The sequence below is a fragment of the Shinella sp. genome, from assembly GCF_035998705.1.
Taxonomy (GTDB): domain Bacteria; phylum Pseudomonadota; class Alphaproteobacteria; order Rhizobiales; family Rhizobiaceae; genus Shinella.
In genome coordinates, this window is sequence record NZ_DASYHH010000014.1 from 21,382 (window position 1) to 39,630 (window position 18,249).

The window sequence follows — 18,249 nt, forward strand, 5'->3', positions numbered from 1 at the left end:
GGGTGCTGCTCTCTTGGTGCTCGCCGCATCAGCGGCGGGCGCTGCGGAGCCTGATCTTGCGACCCGTCTGAAACTCCTCGTTGCGGCCTATCCCGAGAGCCTTGCCGGCATCGAGGGCAACAGCCTTGTCTTCAAGGACGGTGGGGCGCCGCTCGAAATCGACGACGGCAAGACGAAGGATCACCAGGCCGCGCTCGCCACCGGCGACGTCGAAGACAGCCTTCAGCAGATCTATCCGCTCGGCGCCTGCGATGCGAAACCGGTGGTCGATTTCGATCCCGGCCGCATTCGCAGCGATGCGCTGATGATGCGGCTTTACGGCAAGTCGGCGAAGGCGGTGCAGGCCGATCTCGTGCCGGTCGAATGGTTCGGCGCGACGGTGCGCGTGACCAAGCGGCAGGGCGCTGCGGCAGCACTTGAAAAAGTGCGCGACGAGCTTGCGGCAAAGCCGGCGCTGAAGCGCTACCTGGCGCCGTCGGCCGGCACCTTCAACTGGCGCAAGGTTTCCGGTGCGCCCAACATGTCGGTGCACAGTTTCGGCGCGGCGATCGATCTCAACACCAAGTTTGCCGATTACTGGATCTGGTCCGGCGGCAAGCCGGGCAAGGTGCCGAAATACGCCAACAAGTACCCGCTGGAGATCGTCGATATCTTCGAGCGGCACGGTTTTGTCTGGGGCGGGCGCTGGTATCACTACGACACCATGCATTTCGAATATCGCCCCGACCTTATCGCCATAGCAAAAGCGGCAGGCGCTTCCGCCTGCCGCTGATTGGTTGATCCGGGCCGCCCACCTCTCCTCCGTCATCCTCGGGTCAAGCCCGAGAATGACGGCGGGTGGGGGCGAAGACTTTTAAAAATCAGTCGCGAACGATGACCGTCACGCCCGCCGTGACCTGGGAATAGAGGTGTTCGACGTCTTCGTTCGCCATGCGGATGCAGCCGGAGGACTGCGCCTTGCCGAGCGACGAGGGCTGGTTGGTGCCGTGGATGCGGTAGATGGTCGAGCCGAGATAGATGGCGCGCGAGCCGAGCGGGTTGTCGAGGCCGCCCTTCATCGAGATCGGCAGGATCTTGCCCTTCTTGGCTTCGCGGGCGCGCATGTCTTCCGGCGGCGTCCAGGTCGGCCATTCGGTCTTGCGGGTGACCTTTTCGGCGCCCGTCCAGATGAAACCCTCGCGGCCGACGCTGACGGCGTATTTCATGGCAAGGCCGGAGCCGAGCACGTGGTAGAGGCGGCGCTCGGAATTGTCGACGATGATCGTGCCGGGTGCCACCTTCTCGTGGAAGGCGACGAGTTCGCGGGCGATCGGCGCGCGGGAAACGGCGGCAACCTTCTTTTCCGACTTCACCGGCTTGCCGCCCGACAGCACCTGCAGCCAGCCCGTCTTCTGGGCCGACGAGGAAAGCGAGGCGACCTCGATCGGGTCTACTTCATTGTCGGCGGCGAAGGCCGCACCTGTGGTGGAAAGAAGGCCTGCGAGTAGAGCGATGGCGAGCTTTTTCATTGTCCTGGTCCCTGTTTGCGGCCGTTGGCTTGACGCCCGGCGCTTTGTTCTGATGGGGACTTTTTAGGACAGCAGCGCTCGCCACGATGTTCCGGCGGGAACAGGCCTCCCGCCGGCCTTTTCGAGCCCCTAGAAGGGCTGGATCCAGACGAGGCTGCTCAGCATCAGGGCGGCGATCATCGTCAGTTCGAAAAATCCGGTTTGCATGGCAAGGTCCTCCTTGCCGCAGAAACGCGCGTCCTTGGCCACGGTTCCGCCCGATTTGGCGAAGGAGAAAAAATTTTGCGGCAAACGCAAAACGGCGCCCGAAGGCGCCGTTTCGAAGAGGGTGGAGGCCGCTTACTTGCGGTAGATCAGCCAGCTCTTGGCGAAATCCTTCTTCATGCCGTCCTCGAAGGGCATGGTGCGGTTGCGGCCGCCGTTCTTGGCGCAATAAAGCGCGATGTCGGCCTTGGAGTAGAGTTCACCCGGGCCTTCCGCCCAGGAGGCCATGCAGAAGCCGAGCGAGATGGTGATCGGGCCGTAATTGACGCCGGTCTTGGAATTCTTGAACGGCGTGTGCTCGAGCGCGATGCGGATGCGCTCGGCGATCGCCATCGCCTCTTCCTCGGTGTTGCCCTCGACGATCATCGCGAATTCCTCGCCGCCGGTGCGGGCGACGAGAATGTCCTTGCGCACGTTGGCGCGGATCAGGCTGCCGACGGAGGCGAGGATCTTGTCGCCGACCGGGTGGCCATAGGTGTCGTTGATCTTCTTGAAATGGTCGATATCGGCGAGGATCAGCGCGGTCACGCCGCGCGACATCGTCGAATTGTAGATGGCGGAGAGCTTGTCGTCGAAGGCGCGGCGGTTGGAGAGCTGCGTCAGCGAATCCGTGTTGGCGATGCGCTTGTACTCGTCGAGTTCCTTGCGCACATTGTCCATCTCGATCGACTTCTGCGCGACGTTCTCCACCATCTCCTTGCCCTGGTTGATGGTGTCGCCGGTCGCCTGCGTCAGCACGCCGACGACATTCTTGATGATCTCGACGCTGGTGGCGTTCTTGCCGGTGATGCGCCCGAACGTCTCGTCGAGCAGCTTGTTGTAGCTTTCGAGCGAGGTCTGTTCCTGCTTCAGCAGGCGCAGCAACCCTTCCAGTTCGCCGACGATCTTGGTGTGCGCGCCGTCGATGGCGGTCGCGCCGTGGTGATGGCCGAAATACTTCGCGCCGATCTCGTCCAGCTCTTCCTGGGCGGCCTTGCTGCCGAGGGCGGCGAGTTCGCGGGTCAGCTTGGGATTCGAGCCGATATAGGCTTCGTAGAACAGCTCGTAGTTCCGCGGGATGGGCGCGACACCCATTATGCGCATGGCGTAGGTCACCTGGGCCGCGATATCCGGCACCTGGACCTTCTGCGCAACTGCCGTGTTCATGTCGGCTGCTCCTGAAACTCGTTGATTGGCTCCCGACCCGCAAAATAAAGCGAAAATGCTTTGGGAATGATTAACGCTTGTAAACTCCCCTTACGGAAGGATAGAAGCAAAAAAGGCCGCAAATACAATGATCTGCGGCCTTTTCGAGTGGAATATTCAAAAATTCTATATCAACCCGGCATAATCATTTTTTCCGGGCGTACAACCGCGTCGAATTCTTCGTTCGTCACGTAGCCGCCACCGACGGCCTCTTCTCGAAGCGTCGTCCCATTCTTATGGGCGGTTTTGGCGATCTTGGCGGCATTGTCGTAGCCGATCTTCGGAGCAAGTGCGGTGACGAGCATCAGCGAGCGGTCGAGCGCTGCCTTGATGTTGTCCTCGCGTGCTTCGATGCCGGTGACGCAGTTGTCGGTAAACGAGATCGCCGCATCCGACAGCAGCTGCACGGACTGCAGGAAGTTGTAGGCCATCAGCGGGTTGAAGACGTTGAGTTCGAAATGGCCCTGGCTGCCGGCGAAGGTGAGCGACGCGTGGTTGCCGAAGACCTGGGCGCAGACCTGGGTGAGGGCCTCGCACTGGGTCGGGTTGACCTTGCCGGGCATGATGGACGAACCGGGTTCGTTTTCCGGCAGCGCCAGTTCACCGAGGCCGGAGCGCGGGCCGGAGCCGAGGAAGCGGATGTCGTTGGCGATCTTGAAGAGGGCTGCGGCGGCAGCGTTGATCGCGCCGTGCGAGAAGACCATCGAATCGTGCGCCGCGAGCGCCTCGAACTTGTTCGGCGCGGTCTTGAAGGCGATGCCGGTGATCTCGGCGATGTGCTCGGCGACCTTTTCGGCAAAGCCGACGGGCGCGTTGAGGCCGGTGCCGACGGCGGTGCCGCCCTGGGCGAGTTCGCACAGGCCAGGCAGCGTCAGCTCGATGCGCTTGATCGAGGAGGCGACCTGCGCGGCGTAGCCGGAGAATTCCTGGCCGAGGGTGAGGGGCGTGGCGTCCTGCGTGTGCGTGCGGCCGATCTTGATGATGTGGTCGAAGGCCTTCACCTTCGCTTCGAGGGCGGCGTGCAGATGCTTCAGCGCCGGCAGCAGGTCGTGCACGATGCGTTCGGCGCAGGCGATGTGCATGGCCGTCGGATAGGTGTCGTTCGACGACTGGCTCATGTTGACGTGGTCGTTCGGATGCACCGGCTTCTTCGAGCCCATGACGCCGCCGAGCATTTCGATCGCCCGGTTCGAGATCACCTCATTGGCGTTCATGTTCGACTGGGTGCCGGAGCCCGTCTGCCAGACGACGAGCGGGAAATGGTCGTTGAGCTTGCCGTCGATGACTTCCTGCGCGGCTTCCGCGATGGTCTCGGCCAGCGCCGGGTCGAGGCGGCCGAGCTCCGCATTGGCGCGGGCGGCGGCCTGCTTGACGATGCCGAGCGCGCGCACGACCGAAAGCGGTTGCTTTTCCCAGCCGATCTTGAAATTGCCGAGCGAGCGCTGGGCCTGCGCGCCCCAGTAGCGGCTGTTGTCCACTTCGATGGGGCCGAATGTATCCGTTTCCGTGCGCGTCGATGTCATTGTGCTTCCCGCTTAAAAACCCATGCGCTTCGTCCTGCCGCCGGCGATGCCGCCGCATGGGGCGCGGCAGGCCGGGCGAGCGCGGGCGGCTCCGGGGAGCACCGCGCTGGCGCGAAAAAATCGCGAAAATCTCTGGCCCATCTGCGACCCGGTTGCAAGGGGCGGAAGGGCCGCGCGGGACGAGACTTTCGGTTAAAATCGATTAGGCCGCGGACGGGCGGGACGAGGGCGCGCGGAGCGCCCGCGATGCTGTGCTTTTTCCATCACTATCGTCGGCTGGTTTTTCACGCCTTGCTGACGTTGCAGGTGGAGTTTTCGTTTCCAACGGGAAAATTCGACGCCAATTCAAATTTTTACACCGTCCCATCCGTCTCGCTTGCCGAGGTCTCAAATGACGGTTTCGTGAGGTTTCGCAGGGCTGGCGGGGAGGGGCGTTTCCTTTTCATTCACCATCCTTTCCTATAACTTAGCGGCCTGCTGGTTCGGGCGCCACCAGAGACCGCGACACGCGCGGGTCAATCGGGGAATGGAATACATGAAGCTTACCAAGACTGCCGTGCTGGCCGCCGCGCTGGCTCTCTCCTGCGCCACTGTTTCGCTCAACGCGACGCCCGCCAACGCCCTGACCGTCATGGAATGGCTGAACGGCAAGAAGAAGCAGAAGGCCGAGCCGCTTCCGGGCGTCGACACCGGCTTTGCCGTGCCGGGCGCCAAGGTGAAGCAGGAAGCCAAGCCGCTGCCCCGCGTCACCGGTCCGCGCTACTACACCTACAAGGCCGATGCGCTGAAGCGCGTCGCCGTCGACAAGCTGGCCGATCCCGTCATCACCAGCTCGATTTCCGCCACCGTCCAGCCGGCGGGCGATGCGGGCATCCGCGCCGCCTTCGCCACCGTCGACGTGCGCGCGACGGAAGGCCCTGCCAAGGCGGTCGAGAGTTTTTACGGCCAGCAGAAGAAATTCGTCTGGATCGACGGCACGGGCATCAATGAAAAGGCCAAGACCGCCATCGCGGTGCTGGCCGATGCCGCTTCGGTCGGCCTCGATCCCTGGGACTATGCGGTCAAGATCCCGTCGGACAGCTTCGACAGCGCCGACATGAACAAGCGCTACGGCGAGCTTGCAACCTTCGAGGTGGCACTTTCGGCCGCCGTCGCGACCTATGTGCAGGACGCCGTGCGCGGCCGCATCGATCCGAACAAGATTTCCGGCTACCACGATTTCAAGCGCAAGGACGTCAATCTCGTCGCGGCGCTGAAGAACGTGGCGATGAGCAGCAACGTCAAGGGGTATCTCGAGAGCCGCTCGCCGGCGAGCGCCGACTTCCAGGCGCTGAAGGCCGAACTTGCCAAGCTGAAGGCTGAAACCGCGGGCGATGACCGCGTGGTCATTGCCGATGGCACGCTGTTGAAGCCCGGCCAGAGCAATCCGGAACTCGCCAACATCGTCAAGGGCATCGTCAAGCACGGGTCCGATGCGCTGAAGACCGATCATTCGGTGACGATCGCCACCTATGCCGGTACGCCGGACTATACGCCGGAGCTGGTCGCCCTCGTCGAAGCCTTCCAGAAGGAAAACGGCCTGAAGCCTGACGGCGTCGTCGGCAAGGCCTCGATCCGCAAGATGACGGGCGGCGACAGCGTCGCCGACAAGGTCGCCAAGGTCGAGGTGGCGTTGGAACAGGCGCGCTGGCTGCCGGTCGATCTCGGCGCCCGCCACGTCTTCATCAACCAGCCGGCCTTCCAGGTCTATTATTACGAGGACGGCGCGGAAAAGTTCTCGATGCGCACGGTGGTCGGCTCGAAATCGAACCAGACCTATTTCTTCGAGGACAAGGTGCAGACCGTCGAGGTCAACCCCTATTGGGGCGTGCCGCAGTCGATCATCATCAACGAGATGCTGCCGAAGCTGCGTAACGACCCGAACTATCTCGACCGTATGGGCTACGAGGTCGCCGTCGGCGGCCGCGCCGTGCCGTCGTCGTCGGTCAACTGGTACGGCTCGACCTCGGGCGTCTCCGTGCGCCAGCCGCCGAGCGGCGACAATGCGCTGGGCGAGTTGAAGATCCTGTTCCCGAACAGCCATGCCATCTACATGCACGACACGCCTTCGAAGAGCTTCTTCAAGAAGGACATGCGCGCGCTCAGCCATGGCTGCGTGCGCCTTGCGGAACCGCGCAAGATGGCGGCCGCCGTGCTCGGCGTGAGCGAGGACGAGGTCGGCAAGGAGATCGCCGCCGGCCGCAACAAGGCGCTGCCCGTCAAGGCGGATATCCCGATCTACATCGCCTATTTCACCGCCTGGCCGAACAAGGACGGCGTGGTCGAATTCTTCGACGACGTCTATGGCCGCGACGACTACATGCGCAAGGCGTTTGCCGCGACGCAGAAGGCGCGGCAGGTCGAGGGCTGACCGTTCAACCCCAGGTCAGCGGATCGAGCCGCAGATAGAAGGCGAGGCGCTCCCGGTCGGGCGCCTCGATCCCGAGTGTGGCGAAGAGGATGTCGAAGGCTTTTTCGGCTTCCTCTGCCGTCGTCCAGTTTTCCCCGGCATTGGCGATCATCAGCGTGAGATCGGCGTAACGATCCGCCGTGCCGAGACGGCCGAGATCGATCAGGCCGGTGCAGCGCAATGTCTGCGGGTCCACCATGAAATTCGGCATGCAGGGATCGCCGTGGCAGACCACGCGATCCTGCCGTTCCTGCGCCAGCCGCAGCGGCAGTTCCGCCTCGACGCGCGCGAGCAGCTCTCTCGCCGGCCGTTCCTTGTCCTCATCGGGCAAAAAATCCGGATTGACGGCGTCGCGTGCCACCACATCGGCGGCGTGCGCGAACATGCCGGCAAGGTTTTTCTCGAACGGGCAGTTTTCGATGGGAAGGGCGTGGAACGCGGCGAGCCGTTCGGCCATGGACGGCCAGGCCTTGAGCAGATCGGCGCCCGAAAGCGTCACCGCCGGCACGCCGGCAACGGCGCTCATGACGAGGCACGCGCCGTGTTCGTTCTCGCGCCAGTCCAGAAGGTCCGGGCAGGCCATGCTCTTGCCCGCCAGCCAGCCGAGCCGGTCGCGTTCGCCGGCCAGTTCTGAAGCGCGCGGTCCGGCCGCGAGCTTCGCATAGCTGCGCCCGTCCGGGCTGCGAAAAACCCGGTCGCCGGATTCGCCTTGATGCGCCGGCACCCAGCCGGCGTGGAGATCCAGGAGCGTCTCGGTCCAGTCCATCGGTCGCTCAGCGGGCAATCAGGCGCTCGACGAGGTCGGGCGTCAGTTCGTCGAAATGGGTGATGACATGGGTCGGCTCCAGCTCGGCGACCGGCACGTCGGAATAACCGAAGGGCACGCCGATCGACGGCACGTTCGCATTGCGGGCGACGAGCATGTCGTTGAGGCTGTCGCCGATCATCACGGTGCGCAATGGATCGGCCTCGGCGAGGCGGACCGTGCCGAGCAGGTGTTCGGCATCCGGCTTGCGGACCGCGAATGTGTCGCCGCCGGTGATTGCCGCGAACCGCGCGGTGAGGCCGAGGCCGTCGACGAGGCGGCGGGCGAGGCCTTCCATCTTGTTGGTGCAGACGGCGAGGCGGTAGCCGGCGCCCGAAAGGCGGTCCATCGCCTCGACGAGGCCCGGATAGGGCACCGAGACGCCCGGCATGGCCCCCGCATAGTGGTCGACGAAGACGCCGAGCATGCGGTCGAGCTCCTCCTCGGTGATCTCGCGGCCGCGCAGCGAGAAGGCGCGCTTGATCATCACCGTCCCGCCGTGGCCGACGAGATAGGTGAGGTCGCCATAGGTGATGGGATCGAGCCCTTCCAGGCCGATCGTGTGGTTGAGGCTCGCCACGAGGTCGTGTGCGGTATCGATGAGCGTACCGTCGAGATCGAAGACAACGAGAGATGCGGACATGCGGGAAACCTTGTGAGGTGAGGGAGGGCAGGCTTCTCCGGTATGCGATGGCGCCGGCATTTGCAATCGGCTTGTGTGCCGCGGGGATGCGGCGATTTTGGCTTTCGTTTGCCATTCAGGGCGTGTAAGTGTCTCACCGGAATTCCGGCCGCTTCGGGCGCCGGCTGACGCGTATTCAGGGAGTTTTGGGGCATGGACGCCCGGGAAATGAAGATCAAGGCCGCCGAGGCCGCACTCTCCCATGTGGAAGACGGCATGCGCCTCGGCATCGGCACCGGCTCGACGGCGGAAGAGTTCGTACGGCTTCTGGCGGAGAGGGTCGCAGGCGGCCTGAAGGTCGAGGGCGTGCCCACCTCCGAGCGCACGGCGCGGCTCTGCGTCGAACTCGGCGTGCCGCTGAAGTCGCTCGACGAACTGCCGGAGCTCGACCTCACCATCGACGGCGCCGACGAAGTGGACGGCCGGCTGCGGCTGATCAAGGGCGGCGGCGGTGCGCTGCTGCGCGAAAAGATCGTCGCCAGCGCCTCGGCGCGGCTGATCGTCATTGCCGACGAGAGCAAGGTGGTCGAGACGCTCGGCGCCTTCAAGCTGCCGATCGAGGTCAACCTGTTCGGGCTTGCCGCCACGCGCATCGCCATCGAGAAGGCGGCCGCCCGGCTCGGGCTTTCCGGCGGCATGGTGCTGCGCGCGTCGGGCGACGGCACCTTCATGACCGACGGTGGACACTATATCCTCGACGCATCTTTTGGCCGCATTCCTGATGCAGATGCGCTCGCAAGCAGCCTCAATGACATACCCGGTGTCGTCGAACACGGACTCTTCATCAATATGGCGTCGCTTGCCATCATCGCCGGACCGGCCGGTGCGCGCACGCTGACGGCGAAAGAATAGACAGGAGCACAGACCGATATGATCAAATTTGCTGGTTTCGGCCGGACCCTCGCGGCGACCCTCATCGTTTCGGCAAGCCTTGCCGGTGCCGCCGCGGCGCAGGACGTCACGGACGAACAGATCAAGACTGCCCGCTCTGCCATCGACGCCATCGGCGCGACCAACGGTTTCGACAACATCCTTCCGGGCCTTGCCGTGCGCATCAAGAGCACGCTGGTTCAGGCTTCGCCGAACCACGAGACGGAAATCAACGTGACGGTCGACGAGCAGGCACTGGCTCTGGCACCGCGCCGCGCCGATCTCGAGCGTGAAGCGGCTGCGATCTATGCCAAGACCTTCACGCAGGACGAGCTGAAGGCCATTGCCGACTTCTACAGCTCGCCGGTCGGCAAGAAGCTGCTTTCGGATGGCCCGATCGCCACGCGCGAAGTCATGAAGGCCGCCGAGATCTGGGCCGTCGGCGTCGATCGCGACCTGAGGGCCGAAAGCGCCAAGAAGCTCAACCCGATCCTCGGCAGCGTGCCGGCCACCGATGGTGCGGCCACCGAGGGTGGCGAAGCGCAGCAGCCCCAGCAGTAATCGATTTTCCAAAAAAGGCGGCGTCAGCCGCCTTTTTCTTTTGTGCCGACTGCTCCTATATGTTGCTGGGCTTAGTGGCGGATTCGCGCTGCCGGTCCAGTCAGAACGGCCAGGCTTGCCCGCAGGAGATCTACCCATGGCGACTTTCGACTACGACCTCTTCGTCATCGGCGGAGGTTCCGGCGGCGTGCGCAGCGCGCGGCTGGCTGCCAGCATGGGCAAGAAGGTGGCGATCGCGGAAGAGTTCCGCTTCGGCGGCACATGCGTCATCCGCGGCTGCGTGCCGAAGAAGCTGTATGTCTATGCCTCGCAGTTCCACGAGCATTTCGAGGACGCCGCGGGCTTCGGCTGGCAGGTCGGCGAGACGCGCTTCGACTGGCAGGCGCTCGTCGCCGCCAAGGAGACGGAAATCACCCGCCTCGAAGGGCTCTATCGCAAGGGGCTGGACAATGCCGGCGCGACGATCCTCGCGACGCGCGCCGTGCTGGTCGGGCCGAACACGATCCGCCTGACCGCGACCGACGAACTGGTCACCGCGGAGCGCATACTGATCGCCGTCGGCGGGCATCCGACGCCGCATCCCGACCTTCCCGGCCACGCGCTTTGCATCTCCTCGAACGAGGCGTTCGACCTGCCGGTGCTGCCCAAGGCCATCCTGATTGCCGGCGGCGGCTATATCGCGGTCGAATTCGCCAACATCTTCCATGGCCTCGGCGTCGAGACGACGCTGATCTATCGCGGCAAGCAGATCCTGTCGCGCTTCGACCAGGACATGCGCCACGGCCTGCAATCCGCCATGGTCGCCAAGGGTATTCGCGTGATCTGCGAGGATATCATCACGGACGTGTCCGAGACCGGGGACGGCCGTCGTTCCGTCACGACGAAGACGGGCGAGACGCTTGTCGTCGACCAGGTCATGCTGGCGCTGGGCCGCGTGCCGAACACCGGCAGCCTCGGATTGGAGACGGCCGGCGTGGCGATGAACGAGAAGGGCGCGATCATCGTCGACGATTTTTCGCGCACCAATGTCGAGAGCATTTTCGCGCTCGGCGACGTGACCGACCGCGTGCAGCTGACGCCCGTCGCTATCCATGAGGCGATGTGTTTCATCGAGACGGAGTTTCGCGGCAACCCGGTCTCGCCGGACCATGACATGATCGCCACCGCCGTCTTCTCGCAGCCGGAGATCGGCACCGTGGGCATGAGCGAAGAGGAAGCGGCAAAGGCCTTCGACGATCTCGAAATCTACCGTGCCGAATTCCGCCCGATGAAGGCGACGCTCTCCGGCCGGCAGGAAAAGACCATCATGAAGCTCGTCGTCAATGCGGCCGACCGCAAGGTGCTCGGCGCCCATATCCTCGGCCACGATTCCGGCGAGATGGCGCAGCTTCTCGGCATTTCGCTGAAGGCCGGCGTGACGAAGGACGACTTCGATCGCGCGATGGCGGTGCACCCGACGGCCTCCGAAGAGCTCGTCACCATGTACCAGCCGAGCTATCGCGTGCGCAGCGGCCAGCGGGTCTGAAAGCGCGCTTCCAGGCGTGACGCAAATCGGCCGGCCTCGGCTGGAACTTCGGCTATGCAAGAACCATCTAACGGTTTATAAGCCCGCATCTTCAAAACGGAGCGGCGTTCGCAGGCTTTCGCGGGCGCTTCAGGACAGGTGAGTATCATGGCACAGAATTGGACCCCGACCAGCTGGCGGCAGAAGCCCATCCAGCAGGTTCCGGATTATCCGGATCTCGCCGCATTGGCGGCGACAGAAGAGCGCCTGGCGAAGTTTCCGCCGCTCGTCTTCGCCGGCGAGGCACGCCGCCTGAAGTCGGCGCTGGCCAACGTCTCCGAGGGCAAGGGTTTCCTGCTCCAGGGCGGCGACTGTGCCGAAAGCTTCGCCGAACACGGCGCCGATACGATCCGCGACTTCTTCCGCGCCTTCCTCCAGATGGCCGTGGTGCTGACGTTCGGCGCCCAGCAGCCGGTGGTGAAGGTCGGTCGCATTGCCGGCCAGTTCGCCAAGCCCCGCTCCTCGGGCATCGAGAAGCAGGGTGACGTGTCGCTGCCGTCCTACCGCGGCGACATCATCAACGGCATCGAGTTCACCGAGGAAGAGCGCGTTCCGAACCCGGAACGCCAGCTCATGGCCTATCGCCAGTCGGCCGCCACGCTGAACCTGCTGCGCGCTTTCGCGATGGGCGGCTACGCCAATCTCGAGAACGTCAACCAGTGGATGCTCGGCTTTGTCAAGGACAGCCCGCAGGCCGAGCGCTATCGCAAGCTCGCCGACCGGATTTCCGAGACGATGGACTTCATGAAGGCGATCGGCATCACCTCGGAAAACCATCCGAACCTGCGCGAGACGGATTTCTTCACGAGCCATGAGGCGCTGCTGCTCGGCTACGAGCAGGCGCTGACCCGCGTCGATTCGACGTCGGGCGACTGGTATGCGACGTCGGGCCACATGATCTGGATCGGCGACCGCACGCGCCAGGCCGACCATGCGCATGTCGAATATTGCCGCGGCATCAAGAACCCGCTCGGCCTCAAGTGCGGCCCGACGCTGACCGGCGACGGCCTGCTGGAGCTGATCGACCTCCTGAACCCGGCAAACGAGGCCGGCCGCCTGACGCTGATCTGCCGTTTCGGCCACGACAAGGTTGCCGACAACCTGCCGCGCCTCATCCGCGCCGTGGAGCGGGAAGGCAAGAAGGTCGTCTGGTCCTGCGACCCGATGCACGGCAACACGATCACGCTCAACAACTACAAGACCCGTCCGTTCGAGCGGATCCTGTCGGAAGTCGAAAGCTTCTTCCAGATCCACCGCGCGGAAGGCACGCATCCGGGCGGCATCCATATCGAGATGACCGGCAACGACGTGACGGAATGCACGGGTGGCGCACGCGCGCTGTCGGGCGACGATCTCGCCGACCGCTACCACACCCATTGCGATCCGCGCCTCAATGCCGACCAGGCCCTCGAACTCGCCTTCCTTCTTGCCGAGCGCATGAAGGGTGGTCGCGATGAAAAGCGCATGGTCGTGAACGGCTGATCGCTTTTCGTTCGTGCTTCGTCTCCGTAAATTAGCGGGGCTGATGCATGCATTCAGAAACGTGAATTTGACAGGAACCGGGCCGGCTCGCAAAGCTGGCCCGGTTTTCGTTTGGGAGGAACTATGAGCGAAGAACATACGGGGCATTGCCTGTGCGGCGCGGTGCGCTTCCGCACCCAGGGTCAGCTACGCGAGGTGGTTGCCTGCCATTGCAGCCAATGCCGTCGGCAGACCGGGCATTTTTATGCCGCGACCAATGTGCGTGACGAAGGCCTTGCGATCGAAGGCGGCGAGAACGTCACCTGGTACAGGGCAAGCGACACGGCAAGCCGCGGCTTCTGCCGTGTCTGCGGCTCCGCCCTGTTCTGGAAGGGCGACGGTTCCGACTATACCTCGATCATGGCCGGCGCCTTCGACCAGCCGACCGGGCTCAGGATCGGCGTGCATATCTTCTGCGCCGACAAGGGCGATTATTACGAGATCGACGACGACGCACCGCGCTTCGCCCAGGGGCACTGAGGCGCTACTGGACGAGGGCGGGGCGCTTGCAGGATACGCCGGTGACCCGGATGTCGGCCTCGCCGATCCGGATGCCGGCGACCAACAGCAGGTTGTAGAGCAGCTGGTCGAGCGCCGGCGTCACGGTGCCGAGCGTGGTGGCGAGCGCCGAGGTGAGGATCGAGGCGTTGATCGGCAGGCCGAGCAGCTTGATGTTGATCTCCAGTTCCATTTCCCCCAGCATGGTCTGGATGGTGGAGGAGAGCGTGTCGCGCGTCGATACGGATTTCGTCGTTCCGGCGGCGATTTCGGTCGGCGTATAGGTAAGGCGGGTCTTGGTCAGGTTCATCGCCTCGCCGGGGGCACGCGCATCGACGCTCAGGAGCACCGAATCGATGATGCGGACTTTTTCCACCCGGGGCTTGTCGGAGAAATGCGAGAGCACGGACGGGTCGACCTTGCCGAGCGCGATTTCCGCCACGCCGGCCACCGCATCGACCGCGACATTGGCATTGCTGGCCGAGCCGCCGAGGCAGCGGATATCGGCAAGCTTCGCCTCCGACGCGGCAACCTCGATGTAGAGCGGCAGCTTGATGCGCAGGCCTGCAAGCGCGGCGAGGCCATCGATGTTCACCTCGACGGCAAGCCGTGTCTGGGCGCTGCGCACGGCACTGCCCGGTGCACCGAGCCGGTGCGAGGGCGTTTCCACCGGCGGTTCGCCGATCGCAAGGTCCACGGTAATGGCGCCAAGGCCGGGCACGACCGCGCCGACATCGAGCGCCACCTGGTTCTTGCCGTTCGCGAGTGCCGCTGCGGACGAGACCATCTGCAAGGCGTTGATCGACATCTTCCAGTCGCCGCCGGTCGCAACCGTCAGTCCCTTCTTCGGATCGAGATTGAGGATGCGCGACAGCGGCAGCTTGACCTTGCTGCCGGCCGTCGCCTGCTCGATCAGCCGCAGCGCCGAGCGCACGGGCCCGGAAAGCCCCTCGACCGCGCCCATCGAGGCGAGAAGCTGCGGCATGGTCACGCCGGCGTTCAGCACGTCCTCGTAGGTGCCTGCGGTGAGGTTGAGGTTCGTCGCGATCGCCTTCAAGAACGGCTGCACCGAAATGTCGGTATCGACGAGCGCCCGGTAATCCATGACGTTGAGCGAGAGGTTCGTGCCGAGGAGTTTTCCGAGCAGCGCATTCAGGATGCCGCCATTGAGGCTGGCGAGGCGCGTGCCGATGGAGAAGGACGCCGTCTTGGAGCGGGCAGCCGAACCGGTGGCCGAAAGCAACAGCGATCGCTGCATGAACATTGCGGAGACGAAGAGGTCGGCCGGTCTCGAGAGCACCACGCGGGCGGCGTCCGCGTCCGCAGTGGTGGGCTTGAAGCGCGCTTCCGGTGCGATACCGAGATCGGCGGTATAGCGGCCGCGCTCGACGAGGGCTGTACCCCGCGTCAACTTCGCGTTGCTGGGCGTGATCACCGCGGGGATGATCTTGCCGTCCTTGCCGGTTACGGCGATCGGCAGGTTGTTGAGTGCAAAATAGGTGGCGGCCGATTGCTCGGCATCGCCGACATTCGCGGCGGCGACAATCGCGGCCAAATCCGCTTCCGTCTGCAACTGGCGCTGCTGCAGCGTGAGGTAGCTGTAGTCAACGCCGAATGCGATGGAAAAAATCAGAAGCGGCAGGCTGAGGGCCGCAAGGGTGCCGATGTTGCCGGTGCGGTCCTTGAGGAGTGCTTTCGGCGCCTTCATCGCTAAATCCCCCCTATACGGACGGTGGCGTAGCGCTCGATCTTCTTCCCGGGGAGCGCGAAGGTAAAAAGACCCCAGATCGGCAGATCGCTCGAGTCGTAAGAGATGGCGACGGTGAATTGATCCGAATTTCCGGGATCATCCGAAATCACCACCTGCATCTTTGTGCGATTTACAAAGGAGTAATCAAGGCGCGTTGCTTCGAGATAGTGGTTTACCAGCGAGACCCGTTCAGTCGAATTGATACCCGCTACTGCCGTGCGTGCCGCATCGGCTGCGATCTGCTGCACGGAGTTCGCGACGCTCAGGTATATGCCATAGGCGATGATGGTAAAGAGCACGAGAAAGAAGAGCGGGGCAATGATCGCAAACTCGAGTGCCGAGGTGCCGGCGCGATCCTTGCGAAGGCGGGACAGAGCATACATGACATCTCCTCCTGAGGATTTGACGAGGCTCTCCGCATCCACCAATGGATGCTGATGTCATGATGCACCCCGAGTCTTAAATTCTCCTTTAGATTGCGCATTTTGTTTTTAGGCACTTTTTAATTGCGCGCGATTTAGTTTCGTCCTTCTAATAGGTTGTGCAGGCGCAGCACTTGCCGCTTCAACTCGGCGATCTCCTCAATGAAGTGCGTATCGATCTTGTGGTGCAGCGCGATCAGCTCGATCTCCGCCTTCAGGTTGACCTCGTAATCCTTGGACGCTTCGAAACGGTCGCGTGCGGCCTGCCGGTTCTGCGACATCATGATGATCGGCGCTTGAATTGCCGCGAGCATGGACAGCACGAGGTTCAGGAAGATGAAGGGGTAGGGGTCGAAGGCGTCGCGCGTCAGCAGGATCGTATTGGCGACCGTCCAGACGATCAGGAAGAGGAAAAAGCCGATGATGAAGCCCCATGAGCCGCCGATGCGGGCGATGTCGTCGGCGATGCGTTCGCCGAACGATTGTTTGGCCTCATAGGCGACGTTCCTGTCTTCCGACAGGATGCGGCCTTCGCGGGAGTGGAGCAGCACCTCGCGCTCGGTCTCGTCGAGTTCGCTGGCGGCTTTGCCGAAGAGGATCTGGGCGGCGTCGTCGAAGGGTCTCATGGCTGGGCTCCGGAGAAGGGAATCGGAACCCCAGCCTAGACCCGATTAGAACCCTGCCGCCATCAGTTCCGCATGGGAATTGAAGAAGCGCTCGAGACCGTACTGCTTGCCGAACATGATGTCGTGCTGCAGGAAGCGGAAGTCGCGCACCAGCGGGTCGATCGTCTTCTTGCGCGCCCAGCCGGCCGTGCCGTTGCCCTTGGCGTCGATCAGCATGTAGCGGTCGATGACGCGCAGCTTGTCGTGCACCGCGCCGAGGAAGCCTGTGTAATAGGGATGCTCGAAGCCGGCTTCCTTGAGGATGTAATAGGACAGGAAGGCCGGGCTGATCGTGCCGATCTCCTTTTCCGTGCCGGTCTTGTTCGACCAGATGACGAGCGGGGTCTCGTGCTCCTTCTTCATCTGCTCGGGCGAGCCCTTGCGCGAGGCGGTGATGCCCTGCATGTAGCCGGAACTCTTGTAGACGGTGTTGAGCGGCGGCAGGTGGTCGCCGAAGACGACGATGATCGTCTCGCGGTCGCGCGTCTTCGCCCAGTCCATCAGCATCTTCAGGCTCTGGTCCGCTTCCTTGACGCCCTGTGCATAGCTCGCGAGCATACGGTTCTCGCGGGCGTCGAGCTTGCCGTCCACGGCAATGTCCGTCTTGGCATAGCGCCCGTCGTCATAGGGCCCGTGGCCCTGGAGCGTGACGGTGAAGAAGAAGAACGGGTCCTCCTGCATGTCGGCCTGACGGATGATTTCCTTGGTCAGCGCCTCGTCCGAGGTGAAGTTGCCGCGTTTTGCGAGCGGCGGCATCTTTTCCACGTCCTTGAAGGTCTGGAAGCCGAAGGCCTTGTAGACGCTCGTGCGGTTCCAGAACCAGCCGGAGAACGGATGGATGGCGCGTGCCGTATAGCCTTCCGCCCGGAAGAAGGTGGCAAGCGAGGGGATCGGCTTGCGCACATACTGCTGGTAGGGAATGCTGCCCATCGGCAGGAAGGCGTTGGAGAAGCCGGTCAGCGCCTCGAATTCGACATTGGCGGTGAGCCCGCCGAATTCCGGCGAGAAGACGTTGCCGCTCTGGCTTTCGCGGATCACCGGCATCGGATCGGCCGAAAGTTTGACGCTCTCAAGCCGCGTCGGATCCCACAGCGATTCGCTCATGACGACGATGACGTCGGGTTTGGAGCGGTGCGTGGTGCCGACCGGCAACGGCTTTGACGGGATCTTGTCGATCGCATCGACCATGTAGCCGGACGGGGCCTGGACGTTCGCCATCGGCAGGTTGATGGCGAAGGCCATCATGAAGCCGTTGTGGCGATAGTTTTCCGCCTGGTCCCACATGATCGGGAACACCTTCAGGCGGTCGCGCACCCAGGAGAACTCGTTGTAGTCCATGATGGAAACGAAGCCGGCGATCAGCGGCAGCGCCACGGCAAGCCGCGTCAGGCGCTCCTTCTTCGTCAGCGGCCGGAAGCGGCGCCAGGCGAAGACCCAGAGGCTGATGAGCGCGACGACGGAAGCAACGACGGCAAGCGCAAGCGCGGCGGCCGTCCACGGCCGGTCCTGCACCAGAACCGGCATCAGTTCCATGATCTGGCGGCCGAAGAGCAGGTCGGTCGGATAGAGCGGGTCGGTGAGAAAGACCTGTTTCTGCTGCGAGATGACGCCCATCAAGATGACGAGCGGCGAGACGAGCAGCACGGCCTTGTGCTGCCGGCCGATCAAGGCATCGATGGCGAGGTAGAGCAGGAAGAACACGCCGGTCGTGGTCCAGGCCGGTTGTTCCAGGTTTGTGAAATAGAGCCAGGTCTGGTCGACGGAACCGCGCGTGATAAGCTCGATGGTAACGACGGTCAGGAGTGCCAGCAGCAGGGAGACGGCGAGCGAACGCAGGACGGCCAAGGCCTTGGCATGACGCGCGAAAAAGCCTGCTTCAACGGCAAGTTCTTCGGCGGCTTCGATAGCCACGGCAGTGGGAGTGAACAGGGCCAAGGCCATCTCCAGACTTCATAAAACTTTCGTACCATTGTCATATGGAT

The 18,249-nt window shown here is 63.4% G+C and carries 16 protein-coding genes; 7 read left to right on the plus strand and 9 right to left on the minus strand.

The window, feature by feature from the left end:
* The first annotated feature begins 16 nt into the window (after window positions 1–16).
* Window positions 17–772, plus strand: coding sequence for a M15 family metallopeptidase (locus VGN93_RS11670; protein WP_327507726.1), 756 nt, complete (start codon window positions 17–19; stop codon window positions 770–772).
* A gap of 88 nt (window positions 773–860) precedes the next feature.
* Here the strand turns inward: VGN93_RS11670 and VGN93_RS11675 are convergent, their stop codons facing one another.
* The 3 genes from VGN93_RS11675 to fumC all read right to left on the minus strand — a co-directional run bounded on the left by VGN93_RS11675 (window position 861) and on the right by fumC (window position 4,480).
* Window positions 861–1,508 carry a L,D-transpeptidase gene (locus VGN93_RS11675; protein WP_327507612.1) on the minus strand — a complete coding sequence of 216 codons (648 nt, stop codon included), beginning with the start codon at window positions 1,506–1,508 and terminating at the stop codon, window positions 861–863.
* 339 nt (window positions 1,509–1,847) lie between these two features.
* Window positions 1,848–2,918 carry a GGDEF domain-containing protein gene (locus VGN93_RS11680; protein WP_319321875.1) on the minus strand — a complete coding sequence of 357 codons (1,071 nt, stop codon included), beginning with the start codon at window positions 2,916–2,918 and terminating at the stop codon, window positions 1,848–1,850.
* Window positions 2,919–3,088: 170 nt separating this feature from the next.
* Window positions 3,089–4,480, minus strand: coding sequence for a class II fumarate hydratase (fumC, locus tag VGN93_RS11685; RefSeq protein WP_327507613.1), 1,392 nt, complete (start codon window positions 4,478–4,480; stop codon window positions 3,089–3,091).
* Window positions 4,481–5,015: 535 nt separating this feature from the next.
* On the opposite strand from fumC, the gene VGN93_RS11690 reads away from it, so the two are divergent.
* Window positions 5,016–6,890, plus strand: coding sequence for a murein L,D-transpeptidase (locus VGN93_RS11690; RefSeq protein WP_327507615.1), 1,875 nt, complete (start codon window positions 5,016–5,018; stop codon window positions 6,888–6,890).
* Between the two features lie 4 nt (window positions 6,891–6,894).
* Here VGN93_RS11690 and VGN93_RS11695 read toward each other — a convergent pair whose 3' ends face one another.
* Both VGN93_RS11695 and VGN93_RS11700 read right to left on the minus strand, forming a co-directional pair.
* Window positions 6,895–7,695 (minus strand): APH(3'') family aminoglycoside O-phosphotransferase, encoded by an 801-nt coding sequence (locus VGN93_RS11695; RefSeq protein ID WP_327507616.1) that lies wholly within the window; start codon window positions 7,693–7,695, stop codon window positions 6,895–6,897.
* Window positions 7,696–7,702: 7 nt separating this feature from the next.
* Window positions 7,703–8,377: an HAD family hydrolase gene (locus VGN93_RS11700; protein WP_327507617.1), complete on the minus strand. Its 675-nt coding sequence runs from the start codon at window positions 8,375–8,377 to the stop codon at window positions 7,703–7,705.
* Window positions 8,378–8,569: 192 nt separating this feature from the next.
* Here VGN93_RS11700 and rpiA point away from each other — a divergent pair, with 192 nt between their 5' ends.
* The 5 genes from rpiA to VGN93_RS11725 all read left to right on the plus strand — a co-directional run bounded on the left by rpiA (window position 8,570) and on the right by VGN93_RS11725 (window position 13,412).
* Window positions 8,570–9,268: a ribose-5-phosphate isomerase RpiA gene (gene rpiA, locus VGN93_RS11705; RefSeq protein ID WP_327507618.1), complete on the plus strand. Its 699-nt coding sequence runs from the start codon at window positions 8,570–8,572 to the stop codon at window positions 9,266–9,268.
* Window positions 9,269–9,286: 18 nt separating this feature from the next.
* A complete protein-coding gene (locus VGN93_RS11710) occupies window positions 9,287–9,847 on the plus strand; it encodes a DUF2059 domain-containing protein (protein ID WP_327507619.1) in 561 nt (186 codons plus the stop codon).
* A gap of 136 nt (window positions 9,848–9,983) precedes the next feature.
* Window positions 9,984–11,372, plus strand: coding sequence for a glutathione-disulfide reductase (gene gor, locus VGN93_RS11715; RefSeq protein WP_327507620.1), 1,389 nt, complete (start codon window positions 9,984–9,986; stop codon window positions 11,370–11,372).
* Window positions 11,373–11,519: 147 nt separating this feature from the next.
* Window positions 11,520–12,893 (plus strand): class II 3-deoxy-7-phosphoheptulonate synthase, encoded by a 1,374-nt coding sequence (locus tag VGN93_RS11720; RefSeq protein ID WP_327507622.1) that lies wholly within the window; start codon window positions 11,520–11,522, stop codon window positions 12,891–12,893.
* 123 nt (window positions 12,894–13,016) lie between these two features.
* Window positions 13,017–13,412, plus strand: coding sequence for a GFA family protein (locus VGN93_RS11725; RefSeq protein ID WP_327507623.1), 396 nt, complete (start codon window positions 13,017–13,019; stop codon window positions 13,410–13,412).
* Window positions 13,413–13,416: 4 nt separating this feature from the next.
* On the opposite strand, the gene VGN93_RS11730 is transcribed toward VGN93_RS11725, so the two are convergent.
* The 4 genes from VGN93_RS11730 to VGN93_RS11745 all read right to left on the minus strand — a co-directional run bounded on the left by VGN93_RS11730 (window position 13,417) and on the right by VGN93_RS11745 (window position 18,208).
* Window positions 13,417–15,138: a pilus assembly protein TadG-related protein gene (locus VGN93_RS11730; protein WP_319321849.1), complete on the minus strand. Its 1,722-nt coding sequence runs from the start codon at window positions 15,136–15,138 to the stop codon at window positions 13,417–13,419.
* Between the two features lie 2 nt (window positions 15,139–15,140).
* Window positions 15,141–15,563 (minus strand): TadE/TadG family type IV pilus assembly protein, encoded by a 423-nt coding sequence (locus VGN93_RS11735; protein ID WP_327507624.1) that lies wholly within the window; start codon window positions 15,561–15,563, stop codon window positions 15,141–15,143.
* Window positions 15,564–15,697: 134 nt separating this feature from the next.
* On the minus strand, window positions 15,698–16,228 hold the full coding sequence (locus VGN93_RS11740) for a DUF1003 domain-containing protein (RefSeq protein WP_319321846.1): 531 nt from the start codon (window positions 16,226–16,228) through the stop codon (window positions 15,698–15,700).
* Window positions 16,229–16,273: 45 nt separating this feature from the next.
* The gene (locus VGN93_RS11745; protein ID WP_413818692.1) at window positions 16,274–18,208 is read right to left on the minus strand and encodes an LTA synthase family protein; all 1,935 of its coding nucleotides are present in this window, start codon (window positions 18,206–18,208) and stop codon (window positions 16,274–16,276) included.
* Between the last annotated feature and the right edge of the window lie 41 nt (window positions 18,209–18,249).